Here is a 21891-nt window from a genome sequence, read left to right as displayed (position 1 = left end):
GTTTAATCCCCATCTTTCACGTTATACTATTCATATTTAGGTATCCGGAGGTCCTTTTATTGAAACGAAAAATTCTACTGATTCATGCTATCATTTGTGTGTTTTTCGCCTTGATTCTGCTCTATCAAAGTCGCTTTGCCTTTTTGATTTGGAACATTATCCTAGCGTTAATCCCATTTGATCTCAGTTTACTTTGTCGCTTATTCAAAGCTCGTCCCTGGCGGTATTTAATTGCCGCGGTTTGGCTCCTCTTTTTCCCAAACGCGCTCTACATGATTACAGATTTTAGCCATCTTTCATCGATTGGAGTCGGATTGAATACTGCCTTTCAATTTGTGGAATACGCGATTCTAGCAGGCGGTGTTTTTAGCGGCGTTGGATTGGGACTTGCAAGTCTATTCATTCTCTATCCCCTGTTAATTTCCAATCATCACCACTTAATAAATCAAACGGTAACTTTTAGTATCTTAAGCGTCTGTTCCTCAATTGCCATTTATCTGGGCCGTTTTTTGCGGATCAATTCTTGGGATGTTTTCTACCAATTGCAGACAACCGTTAACAGGGTATTTAGTATCTTAAATCAGCCCGATTTTTGGATTTTTGTGCTTGCTTTTTCAATTCTCCAACTCGGTTTGATGCTCGTTGGCTACCAGTTATATTTACTCCTAAATCAGCCCTTGGATATCAAGAACTAATAAAAGCCACGATAAACAACATTATCGTGGCTTTATTTTGCATTTTTCAATTTTATTCTGAGCGTAGCGCAATGGCGGCATCTTTCTTCGCTGCCATTTTTGCTGGAATATGCCCACCTAGGATCGTTAAGACCGTACTAATAATAACAAGCACAATTGCATGAACTGGGTTTAACTGTGAGACGTTAGTAAGGTCAGTCAATGATTCTAGAATATGATTAATGGGGAAGGTTGCTAACCATGCAACCGCAACCCCAAAAATTCCTGAACCAAGTCCTAAGATCGCCGTTTCAGCATCGAATACGCGCGTAATATCTTTCTTACGCGCCCCCAAGGCTTTTAATACACCAATTTCTTTAGTTCTTTCTAGAACTGAAGTATACGTGATGATGGCAATCATAATCATTGAAGTGACTAATGATATCCCTGCAAATGCGACTAAGACATAAGTAATCGCATCCATCATCCCACCGGTTAATTTCGATACTTGCCCAGCCATATCAGTATAGATAATCTTTGCAGACTTTTGCTTACCATTATTATATTGATCTAAATATTTTAACACATTATCTTTTTTCTTAAAGTTGCTTGGATAAATCTGAATGGTACTGGCAGTTTTATCACCACCTAAAGCCGTTAATAATTGTGCCCGCGTTGCTGGATCAATTGTGGCTCCAGTGATCACATTTATGGGACTCACAGCTTGGGCTTTGACGATATCAGAATCTTTGTTAGTGTTGTAAACCGTTTTAGTTAATTGGTCACTATATGCGATACCATTAGCTAACAAGCCATCACTATTTTTTCCTTTAACGCGTAAAATACCAACGACCTTGAGAGTTTGCGTATCTTGCGCGTGCGCCATCTTATTGAAATCGGGATTAGGTAAGAAGTGCCCGTTGATTTGCTTTTGATAAAAACGGTTATTCGGAATTAATTTAACTGAAGTCCCAACCAATTCATCATAATCGAATTTCTGATTCGCTTTGGCTTTAATGCCGAGATTTTTCAATGCAGACACATTAACTTTATTATCCCGATCAGCAATCAAAACGATGTCCGTCTTTTTAGTTGGATAACTACCGGCTAAAACTTTATAATTTTTCTTTAGAAAACTCTGTTTTCCGTTACGATCAATTGGGTATACAGAACCACCAACCCCAGTCACTGATGACATCATCCCCATTGTATCCATCGTCTGGCTGTCTGGATTAACATTACTAAACTTAACCGTTCCCCACTTACCATCATTTTCTTTAATCAAGTTCATCCCGGTCCCGTAGGTTATCGCGATATTTTGCGCATCTTTTTGCGAAATATTTTTAACGTACTTAAGATAGTTATTATCAAGTTGATTAATATGTTGTGCTTTTTCTGCCTGGCTTGTATCCGCTTCTACATAATGATGCTTCGAAAAACCCTTGCTAGCACTCAACGCCGATTGAGCACCCGATGTGTCTGAAGCAACGGTGCTAATTGTAATCGGCATCGATGCCATGGTATCACTTTGTGTTTTATCAATTTGTTTTTGGAATCCATTTGATAATGCCAAAACGATGGCTATACTAATTATCCCAATTGAGGAGGCAAAAACGGTTAAGAATGTGCGCCCCTTTTTAGTCATGATGTTCTTAAATGATAATTTGAGCGCAGTTAAATAGCTCATTTTAGTATGTTTTAACTTGAAACTAGCTTCTTCATCATGTCCATTGTAAGGATTGCTGTCATTTTGAATCTTACCATCAGCAAATTCGATAATCCTGTCCGCATAACGATGCGCGAGTTCTGGATTATGGGTAACCATAATGACTAACCGTTCACGTGATAGTTCTTGTATTAACTGCATGATTTCATCAGATGTTTCTGAATCCAGCGCACCGGTTGGTTCATCAGCGAGCAATATCTCTGGATCATTAGCAATCGCCCGAGCAATTGCCACCCGTTGCATCTGCCCACCTGAAAGTTGATTAGGCCGTTTGTGCATGTGATCTTTTAGGCCGACCCGAATTAAGGCTTCTTCGGCTTTTTGTTTTTTAACAACTGTACTAACACCTGAAAGGGTCATCCCCATTTCAACGTTATCAATAATCGAAAGGTGTCCAATGATATTATAGGATTGAAAAATAAAACCAACCGAATTATTACGATAGGCATCCCAATCCGAATCTTTAAACGTATCAGTTGATTTTCCTTCAATAATTAGATTGCCAGAATCATATCGATCCAAGCCCCCAATCATATTGAGCATGGTTGTTTTACCAGAACCAGATGGGCCTAATATGGCAACGAATTCTTGCTTTCTAAACGCAATTGAGACATCATCCAGGGCTTTAGTTGTGTTCTCACCAACTGTATAATATTTTTTTAAATGTTGTAATTCAAGCAATAGTTGCCACCTCTTTCAAAAGTTACCCCAATTATAAATAATATTTAACATTTGTCAACGATTGATTAATGAAAACTTTACTGCTAAAATAGCGATATTCAATCACTAGAAAGGACGGCCTACATGTCTAATCATGAATTTCCACCTGAATTAGAAAAAATTCCTAGTAATATTCGCACAGTCGTCACCTTATTTGGCACACTAGGCCAGACTATCTTTCACTATATTAATACTGAATCAAACAAATTAACGCCATTAAATTCATTAATTGTTTTTACTGTGGCCACAAACCCCGGCATTTCGATGTCCAACTTGGCCGAAGAACTTGGCGCGGCCAAGTCCCAACTGAGTAGAAACGTTACTACTTTAGAAAATCTCGAGTTAGTTGAACGGCGACATAACCGCGAAAATCGCCGAATTGTTAATGTCTATCCCAGTGAATCCGGTTTAGCATTCATTACCGAACAGTTTAAAAAAATCGGTGAGCGCCTCGAAGATACCCTATCGGTTCTTTCACCTACCGACCGCCGCAAGCTTGATCAATCAATGGCCGTCTCCTTAACGATCCTAGCGAAAGCTGATATTGTACCCTCACCACCTAAGCATTTAGATTACTAATTGCACCTTATGTGGTACAAAAACGTCAAAGGACATGTCAGCATACAAACATTAGCTTTATCTTTTTATTTCAGATTGATGTGGGCGGTTGTATAGTGTATCTATCGGGAACTGATTAACCATGCTGAAAATGCAAAACTTCAATGGTCGAAACCAATCTCTGAAGGTCACTCTAACTTTTGCATGCTAAATATGAATATATTAGCTTAATTTAAAGTCAACCATCCTTTTCCAATCCCCAAGACAAAAAAGACAAAGTGTTACTGCGCTTATCAAGCAGTAACACTTTGTCTTTTTTTGTGTCTAAATTAGGCATGGTTTTTTGCGTTCAACCAATTACTAATTTGTTCAGCAATTATAGTTTGTTGTTTTTGATTACTAATTTTGGGCTGATGATCACCTTTTTGATGACCGTAACTACCAAATCCACCATGATTACCGCCTTTAATACTAATATATTCAGTCTGCTGCGGTAATAATTTTTTGGCTTTGGCATATTGGCTTTGATTTAAAACCCCATCGCGACTTGCAGTTAACGATAAAACGGGGATCCCGGTGTTCTTTAATGTGCCTTTTTTATCGGGGTAACTTGCTAAATAAATCATCCCCGCTACCTGGTGTGGATGTTGCGCGGCAAAGCGACTTGCCATAACGCCTCCTAAAGAATGGCCTGCTAAAACATATTCTTCATGTGGATGTTGGCTGATAATTTTTTGTGCTTTATTGGGCGCAAAAATCGCCATATTTAGCGGTAATTTCAAAATATATACTTGATAGCCATTATTTGCTAATTTTTTAGCCCACAAACTGTAGCTTTGTGGCGTCACTAATGCCCCTGGATAAAAGATCAACTTACCCTTATTAGCATTTTTACTAGATATTAAATAATAATCCTTTGTTTCTTGACTTGTTTGCGCAACTAGCTTGGCATTGACGGTTGGTTGATAAGCACTAGCTTTAAAAAAAGCACCGATTCCAACTACCACAATAACTACCAATAAGCTAATGGTGATCACTATGTTTTTCTTTTTCATGAATTCTTCCTCAATCTATAGTTGATAATTAATTTTAGCACATAAAAAACACGACGACACGTTATCAATTAAAGATCAACCACGTGCTGCCTCCAAAAACCAACTAACGATTTATTTTAGTGAGACCGTTATTGTTATTGAATGTTCAAAATTGGATCGAATAATGCTAGCGCATTACAATCAACGTTGCCCAAATCTGTGATTGCCAAATCTGGAATCGCTGTAATTGGTAAGAACGTCATGTAAAACATTGGATCGACGACCTCACTACCGATTTCCTGGCTAGCTTTTAAGATATTTTTTTCCTGAACTGCAAGTTCAGCCGGAGTTACATCGCTAACAATCCCGGCGATTGGTAAGGGTAAAAAGCTCAGAATCTGGCCGTCAGCAACTACCACTTGTCCCCCATTATGTGCGATTAATGTGTTAACCGCCAAGGCCATGTCATCCGGATTAACACCCATCACGATAAGATTGTTATCATCTGGGGCTGCAGTTGAGGCCATTGCGCCTTTTTTAAGGGTCCAGCCAGAGGTAAAACCTAATGATTGATTACCATTTTTTCCAAAACGTTCTAAAACAGAAATTAATGCAACATCTTGAGTTGGATCAATCTGAACAATCCCTTTTTTAACTGCTAATTCTTTAGTCATAGCACGCCGTACAAACGGGCCTTCACTGGCAATTGTTTGCACCGTCACGCGACTCGCATCAGGTGCTACCCGATATTCAAATTGACTAGCTTGAGTCGTTTCTCTAATAACTGTATTGGTTAAACTAGCTGGGCGTACTGGACGTTCAATAGCATGATCAATTTGTCCATCAGTAGCAACCGGTTCACCTTTAGCCAAGACACGAGTAATCTTAAAGGCTTCCAAATCAGAAACCAATAAGATATCTGCATGACGTCCGGGGGCAATTAGACCAACTTGATCATCAATCCGGTAAGCTTCGGCACTGTTAATTGTTGCCATTTGAATCGCTGTTATGGGCGCGACTCCGGCTGCAATCGCTAATCGGACTAAATGATCAAGATGTCCCAGATGCATGAGGTCCATTGCATTAACATCATCAGTACAAAAACTAACATGCCGGGCAATCTGACCCTTATTTTCAGTAATTGCACGGATATTTTCCGCCAAGAAATGTGTCACTGATGATTCCCGAATCATCACATTGACACCTTTGCGAACCTTCTCTAATAACTCTTGGTGATCGTAGCTTTCGTGATCGACGCGCACGCCACTCATCAAGTATTCATTTAATTTAGTCCCGGTCGTCATTGGGGCGCACCCCCAAATTGGTACATGATTATCTTGCGCACTCAATAATGTCTTTAACGTATCTTCGTCTAACGTTTCTACTGCTTCGCGAACCGTCTCCCAAACACCATAAACTTCAGCACGTTTTTGCAGTTGTGCTTGAACCGTTGAATCAATATTATCTGCAATTGTCGAAGCGGGAATGGTATAGGGTGTTTTAAATGGCGCTCCCCAAAATACCCGCATCGGTAATTGATCAACTTCTTTAAAGATTTCTGACAGGCCTTTTACACCAATCACTGAAATATACTCGTCCAATCCAGAAATAATACTGGTTGTTCCGTGAGGCACCACTGCTTCAGCAAAACTGGTCATACTCAATTTGCTACACTCCACATGAATGTGGCCATCAATCAAGCCCGGTACAATGTATTGTTGTTTGGCATCAATTATACGAGTTTCGGCGCCTTGATAGACCGTAACGTCAGAATCGACGGCCACAATTTTACCTTGATAAACAGCCACTTCAGCGGGATAAATTTCAGCCGTCATCACATTGACTAATTGGCCGTTTTTAATAATCAGATCTGCGGGGCGTTTAGCGCCCCCAGCTTGAATTAATGCTTTAAAAGTTGTTAATCGGTCTGACATAATTAGCGTCTCCTTTATTTCGGTAAGATATTAATGACATACAACAGGATAAGAAAAACAACGAATAAAATATACATAGCCGGATGAATCTCCCTACGCCGACCTGCAGCTAACATGGTAACCGGATAGATTAAAAACCCAAAAGCAATTCCGTAGGCAATATTGTAAGTTAACGGCATTGCAATAATCGTTAAAAAGCTTGGTAGTGCCACCTCAAAATGATGCCAATCAATCTTACTTAATGAGCTAGCCATTAAAACCCCAACGATAATTAAAACGGGGGCTGTTACTTGTGAAGTAACGACTGTTAATAACGGTGAGAACAACATTGAAAACCCGAACAATACACTAACCACTAAACTCGTTAAGCCTGTTTTACCACCCATTGCAATTCCAGCTGATGATTCAACATATGCCGCTGTCGGTGTGGTTCCCATTACCGAACCGGCCATCATTGAAACAGAATCGGCTATCAACGCTTGCCCAATGCGTGGCATTTTGCCGTTCTTCATAAAACCCGCTTGTTCTGCCAATCCAATTAAAGTCCCTGCTGTATCAAAAAATGCAACCAACAAAAAAATCAAAACAACTGCCCACAGTTGTGGTTGATTAATATCACCCAAATGTTGAATCCCCACACCAAACGTTGGTTTCATACTTGGGGCGACTGACATCAATTGTGCTGGTAATGGAATCAATTTAGTCACCAGACCTAAAATCGTTGTAGCAATCATCCCAATAAAGATGGCACCGTTAATCTTTTTCGCCATTAAAACACCAGTGACCACTAATCCAAAAATCGTCAACCAAGTCGTGGGAACGGTAAACGAGCCCATTTGAACTAAAGTTGATTTGCTAGCCACAACCAATCCGCCGCCTTGTAAACCGACAAATGCGATGAACAAGCCAATCCCGGCGGCCATCGCCAATTTTAAATCCCGCGGAATTGCATCAATAATATATTCACGCACCTTGAATAAAGTAATAACCATAAAAATTAGGGAAGCAAGCACAATCCCGGCCATTGCAGTTTGCCAAGAAATCCCCATCGCAATCACCACCGAATACGTGAAAAATGCATTGTCGCCTAATCCGGGTGCGATGGCAATTGGATAATTAGCTAAAAAAGCCATTAGTAATGAACCGATAATCGCCGACAAAGCTGTCGCGGTAAAAACGGCCCCTCGATCCATTCCAGCTTCACCTAAAACCTGTGGATTAACAAATAAAATGTAAGCCATCGACACAAATGTCGTCAATCCCGCAAATATTTCTCGTTTGAGCGTTGTCCCCGACTCTTGTAGTTTAAATATCCGATCTGTACCGATTTGTATCTTTGATTGTTCTATTGGTGCCATTCCCAATCACTCCCGTCCATCGTTAATAACACTAGTATGGCAAATTAAATCTGATTATTCAAGAACATTTTTGTATAATTAATTAAAATAGTTCGTTTTTAGCTTGAAATCTAAATTTTTTTAGGCTATGCTAGGATCACGTTATTAATTCACTAGGAGGCAGATTTTTATGACGCAATTGGCGACACGCGAGTTTATTAATGGTTTACCTAAAGCAGAATTACATCTTCATTTGGAAGGCACCCTCGAGCCTGAACTTAAATTAGCGCTTGCGCAAAAAAACGGTATTGACATTGGCCAAAGTACAATTGCTGAAATTCGAGCAAGTTACCAATTTGACTCACTCGCATCATTTCTAGCGGTTTATTACCCTGCTATGGACGTCTTACAAACAGAAGATGATTTCTATCATCTCGCTTTTACTTATTTACAAAAAGCACACCAGGAAAATGTCCGCTATGCTGAACTATTCTTCGATCCTCAAGCCCATATGGCACGGGGGATTGCTTTCGAGACCGTTGTGAATGGCTTTCATCGTGCCTGTACCGATGCTCATGCATTCAATCTTGATGCCCATTTAATTATGTGTTTTCTCCGTGACCTTTCCGCAGAATCAGCACGTCAACTGTTGGCAATTGCCAAACCTTACCAAACCAAAATTCTCGGCATCGGGTTGGACTCCGATGAACATCACAACCCACCATTGAAGTTTCTTCGAGAATATGGCGAGGCAGTGGCCCAAGGTTATCGAATTACTATGCACGCTGATATTGATCAAGTTGATGCTATTCAACATATTCAACAGGCACTTGAAATCATCCGTGTTGAACGCCTCGATCACGGAACCAATATTGTTGAAAATCCAGACTTAGTTGATTGGGTCGCCCAACTTAGAATCGGTCTCACTGCATGCCCACTCTCTAACCGTCTTGTTGCTGATGATATGCAAGATCAGGAAATTCTCCAATTAATGGATCACAATGTTAAAGTGTCAATTAATTCCGACGATCCAGCATACTTCGGCGGTTACATCAACGATAACTACGCAGCAATCGCCGTTAAGAATGGTTTAACGATTGAACAAATCGTTCAGTTCGCCAAAAACTCATTTGAAACAGCCTGGATTAGTGATGCCCAAAAGCAGGTCTACCTCGCTGAAATAGATACCTATGTAGCCGATTATTTTAAAAAATAGTCCGCTAAAAAAACCTGTTAAGCTAAATTAGCTTAACAGGTTTTTTTAATTTTAGCCTACCAATGATTGCAATTTTTTATCCGACTAATGCCCTGCTTTTTTCAGTTTCTGATAATGTTTGGTTCATTCTACCGCTTTCAAAGCCTTGCAAATCAAGGGTTACATGTTGATAACCAATTGCTTGAAGTTTTTGGAAGACAGTTGTGCTTTGTGCCACCAATGAACTTAATTGTTCAATCGGCACTTCGATGTCAGCAATATCATTATAGACACGTACGCGTACCGTTAAGTATCCAATTGAGCGCAGATATGCTTCAGCAGTCATAACTTTTTTAATTTTTTCGGAGGTTAACTCTGTATAATACGGAAATCTAGATGAGACAGAACATGATGCAACTTTATTCCAGTTGGTTAAGTTTAATTTTTGCGCTATTTGACGGACCTCATCTTTGTATAAATCCGCTTGTTGTAAGACTGAAATAGCACCTTCTTCATCACGTGCTCGTAACCCAGGCCGGAAATCACTAACGTCATCCATAATCATCCCGTCTAAAACAACGGCATCCTTGTGTTGGGCGGCAATTTGATTTAAAGCTTGGTAAAATATTTTTTTCATGGCGTACCACGAATTAGGAGTATTATTGGCAATGTCTGTTTCACTTAAGTAATCTAGGCGAACGCCTTCAACAGCTACACCGAGTTCTTTAGCTAATGCAACAGCACGTTCATATTCAGCATCTGCAAATAATTCAGAATTAGCAACTACTGCTAAAACATTCTCGCGACCTAAGACTTGAACAGCCTCAGCTAATACGACTGTCGAATCAATACCGCCTGAAAATCCAACAATCACTTGTTGATATTCGGCTAGTTTAGCCCGTAATTTCTTTTCTTTTTCATTCATCATTATATATCCTGCTCCTTAATATCGGTTAAAATATTGTTTTGAATTTCGTTAATAGAGATTTGATGGGTGACTGCTAACTCGTGCAATTCAGCATGTTCGAACGTTACTTTTTCAACGCCTTGATACCGCAATGCTTTCAGATGAACACTCCCATAGCGCGTAGATACCTGTTTAATATTTCTTTGCATCACCGTGCGCTTCATCAATTGATGCCGAACGCCGATCACTGAAGTATTGGTAAAGAGAGCCCGTTCGACGGCTGCTTGCTGCTGCAAGTCAATTAAGATGCAAAGCTTGTAGGCAGGGCGTCCTTTTTTCATCAAGATCGGTTCAACCCATGCATCTTTAGCGCCTAGCGTTATCATTTCTGTTACTACATCCGCCAATTGTTCCCCCGTCATATCATCAATATTCGTTGCTAGCAACATCACTTGATCTTGTTCCTGAGTAACATCTTGCTGACTAAGCAGTGAATTATAAAGACTGGCTCTTAAAGCGTTTAAACTCCCGGTTTCCCGCTGACCAAAGCCATAACCAACCTTTTCAAGTACGCCCGTAACAGAACGATCATAGGCATTCGCTAAACATTTTACGATGGCCATCCCAGTCGGCGTAATTAGTTCGGTTTTTACGTCAAACCGTTGGCGAATTGGAATCTGAGTACCGACTTGCATTTGCGCCACAGCTGGAACCGGAACTGGGACAACACCGTGGGCAATCTTAATTGTCCCACTACCGTCGGTTAATTCGTTAACAATCATCTGATCAATGCCTAATAAATCTAAACCAATTGCTGCGCCGATTAAATCGATAATTGAATCTAGCGCACCAACCTCGTGAAATTGGACCTCCGCCACTGATTGACGATGCACAACCGCTTCGGCCTCCGCCACTTGCGTAAAAAGAGCAAGAGCATTCTTTTTAACAGTTGGACTTAAAGCACTATCTTCAATGATTCCCTGAATCTCGTGAAAATTGCGCCCATGCTGGTGGTGACCTTCTAAAATCCCAATATCCTTGAGCTGATGCTGTGCTAAATGCACTTCAAAACTGATACCTTGAATACTGGAGCATGTTTTTTCTTGAACTTCAAGCTGATAACCATGTAATCCCAGTTTTTCCAATTCTGTTTCCAACGCTTCTTTGGATAAGCCCACTGCACATAAGGCGCCTAAAAACATGTCGCCGCTAATCCCTGAAAACGCGTTTAAGACGAGGGTCTTCATTGGTTAGCCCCCTGTGCTAAATGATTAATCATACTTGCGTTATAGCCAGCTCCAAAACCATTATCAATATTAACGACACTTACTCCGGCCGCGCAACTATTGAGCATGGCTAGTAATGGTGTTAGGCCATTTAGATGGCTGCCATAACCAACACTGGTTGGCACAGCAATGATTGGCTGACTAATTAAGCCACCCACCACACTGACCAAAGCCCCTTCCATCCCAGCAATCACAATCACTACATTTGCCCGGCGAATTGCAGGTAGTTGCTTAAATAATCGGTGAATCCCAGCAACCCCCACATCATAAATTCGCGTGACCTGATTTCCAAAGAACTCAGCCGTCACTGCAGCTTCTTCCGCAACGTTTAAGTCTGACGTTCCCGCGGTGACAATTGCAATTTCTCCGATCGCCGAGCCTTTATCAACTGATAAACTTAATAGCCGTGCTTGCTCGTGATAATGGAGCACTGGGATTGCTGCTTGCACTTGTTCTGCTTTAGTAGCGCCGATTCGCGTGGCTAAAACTGGTTGTTGCTCAGCTTGTAGCCGTTTAATGATCGCAATAACTTGCTTAGCCGTTTTATTTTCACCATAAATGACTTCCGGATAACCGGTTCTGGCTTGCCGTGCCAGATCAACCTTTGCATATGCTAATTCAGCATCTTCAACTTGTAATTTGCCAATCGCTTGCTCAGGCGTTAATTCATGCTTTGCCACCTGTTTTAAAAATTCTAAGTTATTATTTATCATTTTTATTAATCCTCCACAATGACGCCAAGACCATCTGGAATCACTGTAACTTTCGCCAAAGCCCCTTCTCTTGCGTAAGCTAGTTTCAATGCTTCATCAATCGTAGTGGCCAATGTCATATGCATGTCAGTCACTAATTTAGGCTCTACTAGGTCAGAGACTAAAATCACATGATGATGGACTAAAATACGGGCAAAGATTTGCGCTGTCCATTGATCCGGAATCGTTTTTAACCGTGGCGTATGAATCGCTTTTTCCAAAAAAGCTTTGGGATCATCAACATCAGCTAAATTATGATAAAAACCTTCGCCACCATGGCCATCGCGACATCCGGCAACCATAATAATCGTACCGCCTTCAGCATTGCTGGCTTCTGCTGCAGTCATCCCTTTAACCGCTTGATAAATATTTTGATCTAGCGGATAGCCACTGTTCGTGGCAATTGTAATCGGACTCTTAATCGCCTTGACACCTGCTAACTCGGAGACAAATTCAGTTCCTTTTTTGTGTGCTAATTCTAAATCACCAGCAAAAGAACCGATGATTTGTTTTTCTTCATCTAACACAACGTTCAAAATAAATTGTAAGTTTGCCTTTCTGGCGGCATAGACCATATCTTCATGAATCAAATTATGGTCTAAATTACCGGTTCTTGAATGATGATCATTAATAAATTCACCAGAATGATTCGCCATAATTGTTTTATAGGACGAAATCCCAGGTAACACTGATTTGCGTCCACCTGAAAAACCGGCAAAGAAGTGCGATTCAATAAACCCCTCTGAAATTAATAAATCGGCTTCAGCCGCGACTTTATTAATGATTAAATCGCCACCTGAGGGGAGTTTACCAATTTTAACCATATCTTCATCTTTTTCTGAAAAGTGCATCACGATTTCTTCGTTAGCAACAATCTCAGCCCCATATTTCGCAACTAATTCTGCATGTGTTGATGGCCGATGAAAGCCGGTTGCGATCAAAATCCGAATTCGTGCATCGGGTGCCACCGCTTTTAAATGTTTTAACAGAATTGGTGTAATGATGTGTGATGGAACAGGTCGCGTATGGTCTGAACTAATAATCACAATATTCTTTTTGCCCTTAGCCAGCGTTGTTAATGATTCGCTGCCAATTGGATGTGCTAATGACTCCTCAACCAATTCTTTTTCTGACATTGTTGCTTGATATGTAGCCGCTTTTGACACTAAAGATCCCACAAAATTTTTCGCTTGAATCTCGGCGGTTAACACAGATTTATCATATGGTAATTTTATTTCGACGATACGCCATCACTCTTTCTTACTTTCTTTTACAACAATCACATATTAATCCTTTAGTAACCTGAATAACTTGCCATTTCCCCCTAATAAAAGTAAAAAGAAAATGCTATAATCAATTGGCATTATCATTTGGTAATGCCAATTGTCTAAAACCATGCGTTAATAGAGTGTAACCAGGAGGCGAATTATTTGTCTAATCAAGAAACAGATTATCTCGTACATTTTTTAAAAGATAAAAAAATTCCGATTATTACCAAGGATTATCATACCTATTTAACTTTCCACGGATTAAAAGACGCCAACGTCTTTATTTTAAAGGAAGGTACCATTAAGACATCCGTTATTTTACAAGACGGGCGTGAATTCAATATCTCCTACATCAATCAACCTGACGTCATTTCTTTACTCCATGACGAAGCACTCCAATATGACGAACAGCCTTTCAATGTACGAATTGAATCTAACATAGCTACTTTTTATCAGATTAATCGTGTTAAATTCTGGCACTACGTCAACCATGATCCGCAACTGCAAAATTATATTAAGCAATATTACCGTCACCGTCTATCTGAAGCCCTCTCGCGGCTGCAACGACTGACAATGAATGGCCGAGTTGGGGCCCTAGCAAGCTTTTTGCGCGAAATGTCCATAAATTTCGGTGTGCCTGTGCCTAATAGCTCATCCATCCTAATTGATTTCAACGTTACCAATGAAGATCTTGCCGGTTTTTGTAGTATCGCCAACTATACTAGTGTTAGTCGCATGCTCCGCAAATTAAAAACCGAAAACGTGATTGCGTTTGATACTAGCGACCAAAATAAAAGACGGATTATTATTACAAATAGTCATAAATTGGATGACTACATTGCCTACTAATCATCAACTCCGTTTTTTATCATTTGCTCAGCTAATACCGTTTTTGCATCCACAAATAGGCTATCCCTGTGAAGGGATAGCCTATTTGTGGATCTTGAATTGTCAAATTAAGTGCGATACTTTCTGAAAAAAAATCTCGTACGGTGTTTTCCAATCTAAACATTTTCTGGGTCGCTTATTTAGTTTTTCTGTCAATTCACGAAGATAGTCATCATCTAACGGATCGATATCCGCTGCTTTAGGTAAATATTCGCGAATTAAACCATTTATATTCTCACTTGTACCTCTCTGCCGGAGCGTGCGAATTGGGAAAATAAAATTCTGCTTTAAATTCACTAGTAATCTGACTGTATTTTGAGGTAATACTTTTAATAATTCTGTAATAGCTCGAGTAATTGGTTCAGAGCTTTTCTTGTTGGTCTTACGGCCGCAGCTTGTTTTACAATTCTGATAACGTCTTTGAGCTTTAGAAGGCGAGTATATCGGGTTATTTCGCTTCAGTTCTCTCGAAAGGGTTGCTGGACTTCTGTGAATCTTGTCAGCAATAATATTAATTGGGAGACCACCGTGTCTCATAATTAATCTCCTCCAGTGGCTGTCTTCGCAAACACCATTTTACAGGATTTTAATTATGCGTTTTTTGTTGCACTTAAAGTGTAAATTCAAGCTTCCAATCGCTCCCAAAAAGATGTTTTTTTAAGCAGCTATCACCGTAGCAATTAGACCGAATCACGGTCCCAATTAGTGATCCGCAAGCTAAAATGCCAATTTATGTCAATTATTTGAAAAGCCCAAAGCGTCAGCTATTACTGCTCATTGATGCGATTAGCGCAAACTGGCCTGCATAATTATCTGTATGAATTAACAAACAAAAGCTTTAGAATGAAATTAACTATTATATGTACATTGGAGGAAATTTTTGATGAAAGCAATCATTGTCTCAAAGTCTGGTGGACCAGAAGTCCTCACATATACCGACGTTTTGAAACCAGTAATTAAACCAGGTTGGTCACTCGTTAAAGTGATGGGTTTTGGCATTAACCGCTCCGAAATTTTCACGCGGGAAGGCAAGTCGCCCGCGGTTCAATTCCCCAGAATCCTCGGCATTGAAGCCGTTGGCATGATCACCGAATCCTCCAATCCCGAACAACTGCCGGTTGGTCAAAAAGTGATTTCAATTATGGGCGAGATGGGCCGCGCCTTTGACGGTAGCTATGCTGAATACGTCTTACTACCCAATGAACAAATCTATCCAGTTGAATCGACTTTAAGTTGGGCTAATCTCGCCGCGATTCCCGAAACCTTCTATACCGCCTTCGGAATTTTCAAAAGTTTACAGATTACTAAAAGCGACCACATTTTAGTCAGAGCGGCCACTAGTGGTGTCGGTATTGCCGTTATGAAACTAATCAAAGGATATGATGCTAGTATCCCCGTAACTGGGACCACGCGCTCTGCGAATAAATCTGATCAACTATTGGCAGCCGGGTTCGATGATGTCCTCGTAACACCTACACCCAACACCCTCCCAAATGAGTCCGGCCAATTCGATAAAATCGCTGACCTCATTGGACCTGCAGCTACCCGTGACTCATTACAACATCTAACTGAGTATGGAATTTTGAGTGCTACCGGCGAACTGGGTGGCGTTTGGACGATCGATGCCTTAGATCCAATTATCGATATTCCGAATAATCGCTACCTAACTGGCTTTTATTCTGGCGATGTATCTAGCAGTAAGGTGCAAGAAATGTTAACCTTTATCAAAAAATATCGTATTGATGTCACTCCCGCACGGATTTTCAGCCTCGCACAAATCCAGGCGGCTCATCAATATCTCCAAAGCCAACATAGCTTTGGTAAAGTGGTTGTAACCCTCGATTAATAGAAAGACGTACGCCCCTATATCTGATTCTTACTTCATGGTGTAACTGAAAATGGTGCTTAAAACTATCAAATTTAGCCGAAGTGTTCTCGTTGCACCCTAACGTATCATTTTTATGCAAAAAATAGGCTAGCCCTTTACGGGACTAGCGTATTTGAGTAAGTTTATTAAATGTGCTTTCTAAAGCTGATTCCTATGCTTAGCTACAATCACCCCGCTTTAAACACACTCTTTTGAATTATGCTCCTGGTTGCAACAACTTCCGCTTAATCTAAAAATCACCTTAATCTTAAAACCAAGATTAAGGTGATTTTTTATTAATGCTCAGTTGCTAACCGCAACCATCCGCACTATATTAGTTTAATTTCTTTTTGCTTACGACGTTTAAGTTTTCGTCTAAATCGTAAACAACTGGTTCGCCAGTTGCCATTTCAACGTCCATGATGTCTTCATCAGAGATGTTTTCAATGTATTTTGTTAAGGCGCGGAGTGAGTTACCATGAGCTGCAATAATGATGTTTTTACCGTCGATTAATTTTGGTGCGATTTCGTCTTCCCAGAATGGAATCACCCGTTCCAAAGTAACTTTCAAGTTTTCGCCACCAGGAATTGCTTTGGGATCTAAGTGGGCATAACGGCGGTCGTTAGCTGCTGAGCCTTCATCACTAGCGTCCAATAATGGTGGTAATGTATCGTATGAACGGCGCCAAATGTGAACTTGTTCGTCGCCCCATTTTTCAGCGGCTTCAGCTTTATTTTGGCCTTGTAATGCCCCATAATGACGTTCGTTTAAACGCCATGATTTTGTTTCAGGAACCCATAATTGATCTGAACCTTCAAGTGCATAGTGTAATGTCTTGATAGCCCGTGTCAATACTGATGTGTAAGCTTGGTCAAATTCGATGCCTTCTTTTTTCAATAAAGCACCAGCGTTTTGAGCTTGGCGTACGCCTTCTTCGCTTAAGTTAACATCAACCCAACCAGTGAATTGGTTTGATAAGTTCCATTCACTTTGTCCGTGACGAATAAAAACTAATTTAGCCATGTGTAAGTAACCTCACTTTTTTTATTTTTACTCTGTTCATTTTACACTGTTTGTTCCATAATTTACAGTCTAATCTTTTCAGTAAAAAGAACAGCACTCTGCATCGTAGTAAAATAAGCCTAAACTGCTATCAAGGCGGACACAATGCTGCCAGTCAATCCTTCACACGATATCCGTACTGAACTAACTGTTCATTACGAAGGCTTGGCTAGTTGTTCCAGCAGTTGTTAGACCATAACATCTTTAAGATATGGAATTGAATTCTGCGCACCTTGTGTTTGAACAGTAATTGAAGCGGTTTTATTGGCAAAAGTCATCGCTGCTTCCAAATTACTATAGTCCAAAGATAATTTCGTGCTTAATGCACCGATAAAGGTATCACCAGCAGCTGTTGTATCAACCGCCTGAACTTTAAAAGCCGGGATAAAACCGTCCTTATCCGCAGTTGCATAAAATGAACCTTTGTCACCGACCGTAATAATAACGACTTTAATCCCTAGCTTAAACATTGCTTCTGCGTTTGCTTTCATCGATGCTTCATCAGTCACTTTAATGCCCGTAATAGTCTCCGCTTCTGTTTCATTGGGAATAATCATATCCGTTACAGCTAACAGCTCAGTAGGAATATCTTTAATTGCAGGCGCTGGATTAAGAATTGTCTGAACACCATTTTCTCTAGCAATCTTAAATGCCGCAATAATGGCCGGGATTGGTACCTCAAATTGCGCAATAATCCGGTCTGCCGTTTGAATTGCTACTTTAGCCGCTTGAATATCGTCAACCGTTATCGCTTGATTAGCTCCCCCATAAATCAAAATACTATTTTGACCATATTCATCAACCATAATATAAGCTTGTCCAGTTCCAGCTGTTTCAGAATAAGTCACATGTTCGATATTCATACCATCTTTTTTAAACGTATCGAGCATGAAATCCGCTGCACCTTCACGACCTACTTTTCCAATGAAATTTGTTTTTGCACCCATTCGTACTGCCGCAATAGCTTGGTTAGCTCCTTTACCACCGCCAGCAGATGATTGCCTACCCATTGCTAAAGTCTCTCCAGGTAACGGTAACCGTGGTATTTGTAATATTCTATCAACATTAATCGATCCTAAAACTATGACATTTACCAAAACAATTCCTCCTCAGTCCCGTTTTAATCGTTTCATTATAACGCATACAACATGCTATTGCATCGGGATTTTAAAATTTCAAACCAATACAAAAGCATCAAACGGACAGCGCCGTTTAATGCTTTTCAACAACTTACTTATTTCTTTAACGAATCCGTTGTTACTAATTCTAATGGTGAATCAATCTTCACTTTTACTTTTTTACCATTGAAGTGATCATATGCTGCTTTAACAGCTAATCGACCCATTTCTTCGGGTTGTTGTGCTACAGTTGCTGCCATTTCACCGTTTTTGACGGCTTTTAGTCCATCAGTTTCACCGTCAAAACCAACAATCATTAAATCCTTATTAGCACTCTTAGCAGCTTGCGCAGCGCCTAATGCCATTTCATCATTTTGAGAGAATAACCCTTTAATTTCAGGATTTCCTTGTAAAATATTTTCTGTAACTGTTAAACCTTTAGCGCGATCGAAACTAGCCGTTTGTTTTGCGGTAATATCTAATTTACCTTTAACTGCATTTTCAAATCCTTTACCACGTTCACGCGTTGCAGATGCGCCTGGGACACCCTGTAATTCAGCAATCTTCGCACCATTACCTAATTTTTCTAACATATATTTAGCAGCCATTTGTCCACCTTTTGTACTGTTAGAAGATACTAAAGTTAGTACTTTACCACTGTCACTGCTACGATCAACTGTGATAACTGGAATCCCAGCATCATTAGCATCTTTAACTGATGACGAGATAGCTGATGAATCAACTGGGTTGATAATCAACACATCCACTTTCTTTTGAATCATATCTTCAATATCATTTGATTGCTTAGCGGTATCATTTTGAGCATCAAAAATTTGAACATTACTTTTCTTTTTAGCAGCATCGTTAATTCCTTTTTTAACTGAAACAAAGAATGGATTATTCAAAGTTGAAATTGATGCACCAATTTTAACTTTATCAGCTGTTTTTTTCGTTGTTTTTTCACTACCGCCATCATTACCACCTAAGCTAGCGCCACCGCAACCAGCCAATGCTGCACTTAATAATGTAACAGCCATAATACCAACTAATACCTTAAACTTCTTTTGCATGATAAAACCTCCAGTTAATTATTTTTTGATTCTCGACGATCAAGTAATACGGCAACGATGATGACAATCCCTTTGACGATTTGTTGATAAAAACTAGAAATCCCCAATAGATTCATCCCATTATTCAAAGTACCAATGATTAAGGCCCCGATTAATGTTCCAAAGATTCTTCCCTTACCACCAGCAAGACTTGTTCCACCTAAAACAACAGCCGCAATAGCATCCATTTCATAAGATGTCCCTGCATCTGGTTGTGCAGAGCTCAATCTAGAAGTTAAAATAACGCCGGCAACTGATGCCATTAATCCTGAAAGTGTATAAATAATCATTGTTACTTTTTTAGTATTCACACCAGCAACGTATGCGGCTTCTTCGTTCCCACCTAATGCATACGTTTTTCGACCAAATGTTGTCTTGTGTAACACAACATATAAGATTCCAAAAGCGATTAACATGATAATAATTGGGAATGGAATGCCAAATAGATAGCCGCGACCCATAAACTGAAAGAGAAAGCTTTCATTAATTTTTGTCCCAGTAATTGGATTCCCATTAGTAAATACATAGGTTCCACCACGAAAAATCGTCATTGTTGCTAACGTCGCAATAAATGGTGCTGCTTTCCCGTAAGCTACCAGAATCCCATTAATTAACCCGAACAACGCTCCAGTTAGCATACCGATAGCGATAGCAATAGCTGGTGATACACCTGCCTGAATCATATAGGCTGAAATAGCGCCACTCAACGCTAAAATTGAACCGACAGATAAATCAATCCCACCAGTTAAAATAACGAATGTCATCCCAAAGGCGATTAACGCATTAATCGAAACTTGGCGTAATAAGTTCAGTAAATTAGATGGTGCTAAAAAGCTCATATTCATAACACTTACTGCCACAACCAATACTAGTAACGCTAATACCGGCCCTAGTTTTGAGATGAACTTCTGGGCTGAAAACTTTTCACCTTTTTTTGCTGCATCATTCATTAACTTGTCCTCCTGTTGCTAAAGTCATTACAGATTCTTGAGTCGCCGTTTTTGTAGGAATAATACCTGTAATATGACCTTCATATACAACTGCAATTCGATCACTCATTCCAAGCACTTCATCCAAATCACTTGAAACCATAATGATGGCCACACCACGATTCGTTAATTCATTCATTAAGTCATAGATTTCCCGCCGGGCACCAACATCAACTCCTCGAGTCGGTTCATCTAGTATTAGAACTTGAGTACCACTACCAATCCATTTAGCTAAAACAACTTTTTGCTGATTCCCGCCAGATAAACTACCTGCCGATTCAGATGGACCGGTCGCCTTAACATGTAACCGCTTCATTAAAAGCGCGACAAAATCTGCCACGGCTTTGTCATCCACCAACCCATGTTTCACAAAACCGCCAATACTTGGCAATGCAATGTTATCTGCAATACTATCGTTCAGAATCAGTCCTTCATCTTTACGATTCTCCGTTAAAAAGCCAATATTATTTTTAATTGCCTCTCCCGGAGTCTTATTACTGATGGTCGTTCCATTCATCTGAATCTGACCACTGTCTAACTTATCGATACCAAAAATGGCACGCATAATTTCGGTTCGCCCAGCACCCATCAATCCAGAGAACGCTAAAATTTCACCAGCATGAACTTCAAAATTAATATGGTCAAAAACACCTTTTCGTTCAATATCAGTTACTTTTAATGCAATATCACCTGGTTGCGTACTTCTTTCCGGATAAAAATCTCCCATTTCACGCCCAACCATATCCCGTACAATCTGTGCCATATTCGTTTCGCTAGTTGGATAACTATTAACTGAAATCCCATCACGCATTACCGTAATGTGGTCACAAATTTTCATAATTTCTTCCATACGATGAGAAATATAAATAATGCCTACTCCTCGCTCTTTTAAGCTCCGAATAACATCAAATAACTTTTCGATCTCCTTTTCAGTCAAAGCTGCAGTTGGTTCATCCATAATCAATACTTTAGCATCAGACATTAGTGACTTTGCAATTTCGATCATTTGCTGACGCCCAACACTTAACGATCCGACCGGTACATCTAAATCAATATCAGTCCCTAACTTGGCAAGATTCTCCTTCGCAATCTTACGCATCTCAGCTTGCTTAAGAACTCCCAAAGGTCCTTTAATCTCACGGTTTAAGAACATATTGTCTAAAACCGTCATTTCAGCGAAATTATTCATCTCTTGATGAATAAAACTGATACCATGCTTCTCAGCGTCAAGGGGTGTTTCATAGTAAGTCTCTGCGCCATCAATTAAAATCTGCCCAGCATCACGCTTATACAAACCCGTTAAGATGTTCATCAATGTCGATTTACCCGCGCCATTCTCGCCCATTAAAGCATGTACCTGTCCAGCTTTAACAGTCACATCGACCCCTTCAAGAACGCGGTTTTTTCCGAAAGCTTTTTTAATGTCTTTCATTTGCACTTCCATCTTTACCATCCCTCCTTCGACA

19 protein-coding genes are annotated in these 21891 nt (G+C 40.1%); 5 read left to right on the top strand and 14 right to left on the bottom strand.

Annotated features, from left to right (window positions below):
- Positions 1–59: 59 nt before the first annotated feature.
- Positions 60–695 carry a DUF1361 domain-containing protein gene (locus FC90_RS03920; RefSeq protein WP_057908004.1) on the top strand — a complete coding sequence of 212 codons (636 nt, stop codon included), beginning with the start codon at positions 60–62 and terminating at the stop codon, positions 693–695.
- Between the two features lie 52 nt (positions 696–747).
- Here FC90_RS03920 and FC90_RS03915 read toward each other — a convergent pair whose 3' ends face one another.
- Positions 748–3081: an ABC transporter ATP-binding protein/permease gene (locus FC90_RS03915; RefSeq protein ID WP_057908003.1), complete on the bottom strand. Its 2334-nt coding sequence runs from the start codon at positions 3079–3081 to the stop codon at positions 748–750.
- Between the two features lie 123 nt (positions 3082–3204).
- Between FC90_RS03915 and FC90_RS03910 the strand changes: the two genes are divergently transcribed.
- Positions 3205–3699 carry a MarR family winged helix-turn-helix transcriptional regulator gene (locus tag FC90_RS03910; protein WP_057908002.1) on the top strand — a complete coding sequence of 165 codons (495 nt, stop codon included), beginning with the start codon at positions 3205–3207 and terminating at the stop codon, positions 3697–3699.
- Positions 3700–4007: 308 nt separating this feature from the next.
- Here the strand turns inward: FC90_RS03910 and FC90_RS03905 are convergent, their stop codons facing one another.
- From FC90_RS03905 to FC90_RS03895, 3 genes are all read right to left on the bottom strand, one after another.
- The gene (locus tag FC90_RS03905) at positions 4008–4733 is read right to left on the bottom strand and encodes an alpha/beta fold hydrolase (RefSeq protein WP_057908001.1); all 726 of its coding nucleotides are present in this window, start codon (positions 4731–4733) and stop codon (positions 4008–4010) included.
- 134 nt (positions 4734–4867) lie between these two features.
- Entirely contained in the window at positions 4868–6646 is a 1779-nt protein-coding gene (locus FC90_RS03900; RefSeq protein WP_057908000.1) for an adenine deaminase C-terminal domain-containing protein, read from the bottom strand.
- 14 nt (positions 6647–6660) lie between these two features.
- A complete protein-coding gene (locus FC90_RS03895; RefSeq protein WP_057907999.1) occupies positions 6661–8004 on the bottom strand; it encodes an NCS2 family permease in 1344 nt (447 codons plus the stop codon).
- A gap of 169 nt (positions 8005–8173) precedes the next feature.
- Here FC90_RS03895 and add point away from each other — a divergent pair, with 169 nt between their 5' ends.
- On the top strand, positions 8174–9199 hold the full coding sequence (add, locus tag FC90_RS03890) for an adenosine deaminase (protein WP_057907998.1): 1026 nt from the start codon (positions 8174–8176) through the stop codon (positions 9197–9199).
- 76 nt (positions 9200–9275) lie between these two features.
- On the opposite strand, the gene larE is transcribed toward add, so the two are convergent.
- From larE to larA, 4 genes are read right to left on the bottom strand one after another with little or no spacing between them, the layout of a single operon-like run.
- Positions 9276–10106: an ATP-dependent sacrificial sulfur transferase LarE gene (larE, locus tag FC90_RS03885; RefSeq protein WP_057907997.1), complete on the bottom strand. Its 831-nt coding sequence runs from the start codon at positions 10104–10106 to the stop codon at positions 9276–9278.
- Positions 10106–11332, bottom strand: coding sequence for a nickel pincer cofactor biosynthesis protein LarC (gene larC / locus FC90_RS03880; RefSeq protein WP_057907996.1), 1227 nt, complete (start codon positions 11330–11332; stop codon positions 10106–10108). The genes larE and larC overlap by 1 nt, the downstream gene beginning before the upstream one ends.
- Positions 11329–12084 carry a nickel pincer cofactor biosynthesis protein LarB gene (gene larB / locus FC90_RS03875; RefSeq protein WP_057907995.1) on the bottom strand — a complete coding sequence of 252 codons (756 nt, stop codon included), beginning with the start codon at positions 12082–12084 and terminating at the stop codon, positions 11329–11331. Before larB ends, larC begins: the two co-directional genes overlap by 4 nt.
- 5 nt (positions 12085–12089) lie before the next feature.
- Complete coding sequence (gene larA, locus FC90_RS03870; RefSeq protein ID WP_057907994.1) at positions 12090–13367, bottom strand: nickel-dependent lactate racemase; 1278 nt, start codon at positions 13365–13367, stop codon at positions 12090–12092.
- A 186-nt stretch (positions 13368–13553) separates the two neighbouring features.
- Here larA and FC90_RS03865 point away from each other — a divergent pair, with 186 nt between their 5' ends.
- Positions 13554–14240 carry a Crp/Fnr family transcriptional regulator gene (locus FC90_RS03865; protein ID WP_057907993.1) on the top strand — a complete coding sequence of 229 codons (687 nt, stop codon included), beginning with the start codon at positions 13554–13556 and terminating at the stop codon, positions 14238–14240.
- Positions 14241–14342: 102 nt separating this feature from the next.
- Here the strand turns inward: FC90_RS03865 and FC90_RS03860 are convergent, their stop codons facing one another.
- Entirely contained in the window at positions 14343–14816 is a 474-nt protein-coding gene (locus FC90_RS03860; RefSeq protein WP_057907992.1) for a helix-turn-helix domain-containing protein, read from the bottom strand.
- Positions 14817–15162: 346 nt separating this feature from the next.
- Here FC90_RS03860 and FC90_RS03855 point away from each other — a divergent pair, with 346 nt between their 5' ends.
- Positions 15163–16125: a zinc-binding dehydrogenase gene (locus tag FC90_RS03855; RefSeq protein WP_057907991.1), complete on the top strand. Its 963-nt coding sequence runs from the start codon at positions 15163–15165 to the stop codon at positions 16123–16125.
- Between the two features lie 355 nt (positions 16126–16480).
- Here the strand turns inward: FC90_RS03855 and FC90_RS03850 are convergent, their stop codons facing one another.
- From FC90_RS03850 to FC90_RS03830, 5 genes are all read right to left on the bottom strand, one after another.
- Positions 16481–17170 (bottom strand): 2,3-diphosphoglycerate-dependent phosphoglycerate mutase, encoded by a 690-nt coding sequence (locus tag FC90_RS03850; RefSeq protein ID WP_057907990.1) that lies wholly within the window; start codon positions 17168–17170, stop codon positions 16481–16483.
- Positions 17171–17397: 227 nt separating this feature from the next.
- Positions 17398–18306 (bottom strand): ribokinase, encoded by a 909-nt coding sequence (gene rbsK, locus FC90_RS03845; RefSeq protein WP_057907989.1) that lies wholly within the window; start codon positions 18304–18306, stop codon positions 17398–17400.
- A 137-nt stretch (positions 18307–18443) separates the two neighbouring features.
- Entirely contained in the window at positions 18444–19397 is a 954-nt protein-coding gene (locus tag FC90_RS03840; protein ID WP_057907988.1) for a D-ribose ABC transporter substrate-binding protein, read from the bottom strand.
- A 14-nt stretch (positions 19398–19411) separates the two neighbouring features.
- Positions 19412–20386, bottom strand: a complete 975-nt coding sequence (locus FC90_RS03835; protein WP_057907987.1) for an ABC transporter permease — start codon at positions 20384–20386, stop codon at positions 19412–19414.
- Positions 20379–21869, bottom strand: a complete 1491-nt coding sequence (locus tag FC90_RS03830) for a sugar ABC transporter ATP-binding protein (protein WP_057907986.1) — start codon at positions 21867–21869, stop codon at positions 20379–20381. Before FC90_RS03830 ends, FC90_RS03835 begins: the two co-directional genes overlap by 8 nt.
- Between the last annotated feature and the right edge of the window lie 22 nt (positions 21870–21891).

Origin of the sequence: Latilactobacillus graminis DSM 20719 (assembly GCF_001436415.1) — a bacterium.
In the GTDB taxonomy this organism is placed as follows: Bacteria; Bacillota; Bacilli; order Lactobacillales; family Lactobacillaceae; genus Latilactobacillus; species Latilactobacillus graminis.
Note: the sequence above shows the minus strand (reverse complement) of the source record. Positions and strands in the feature narration are given on the sequence as shown.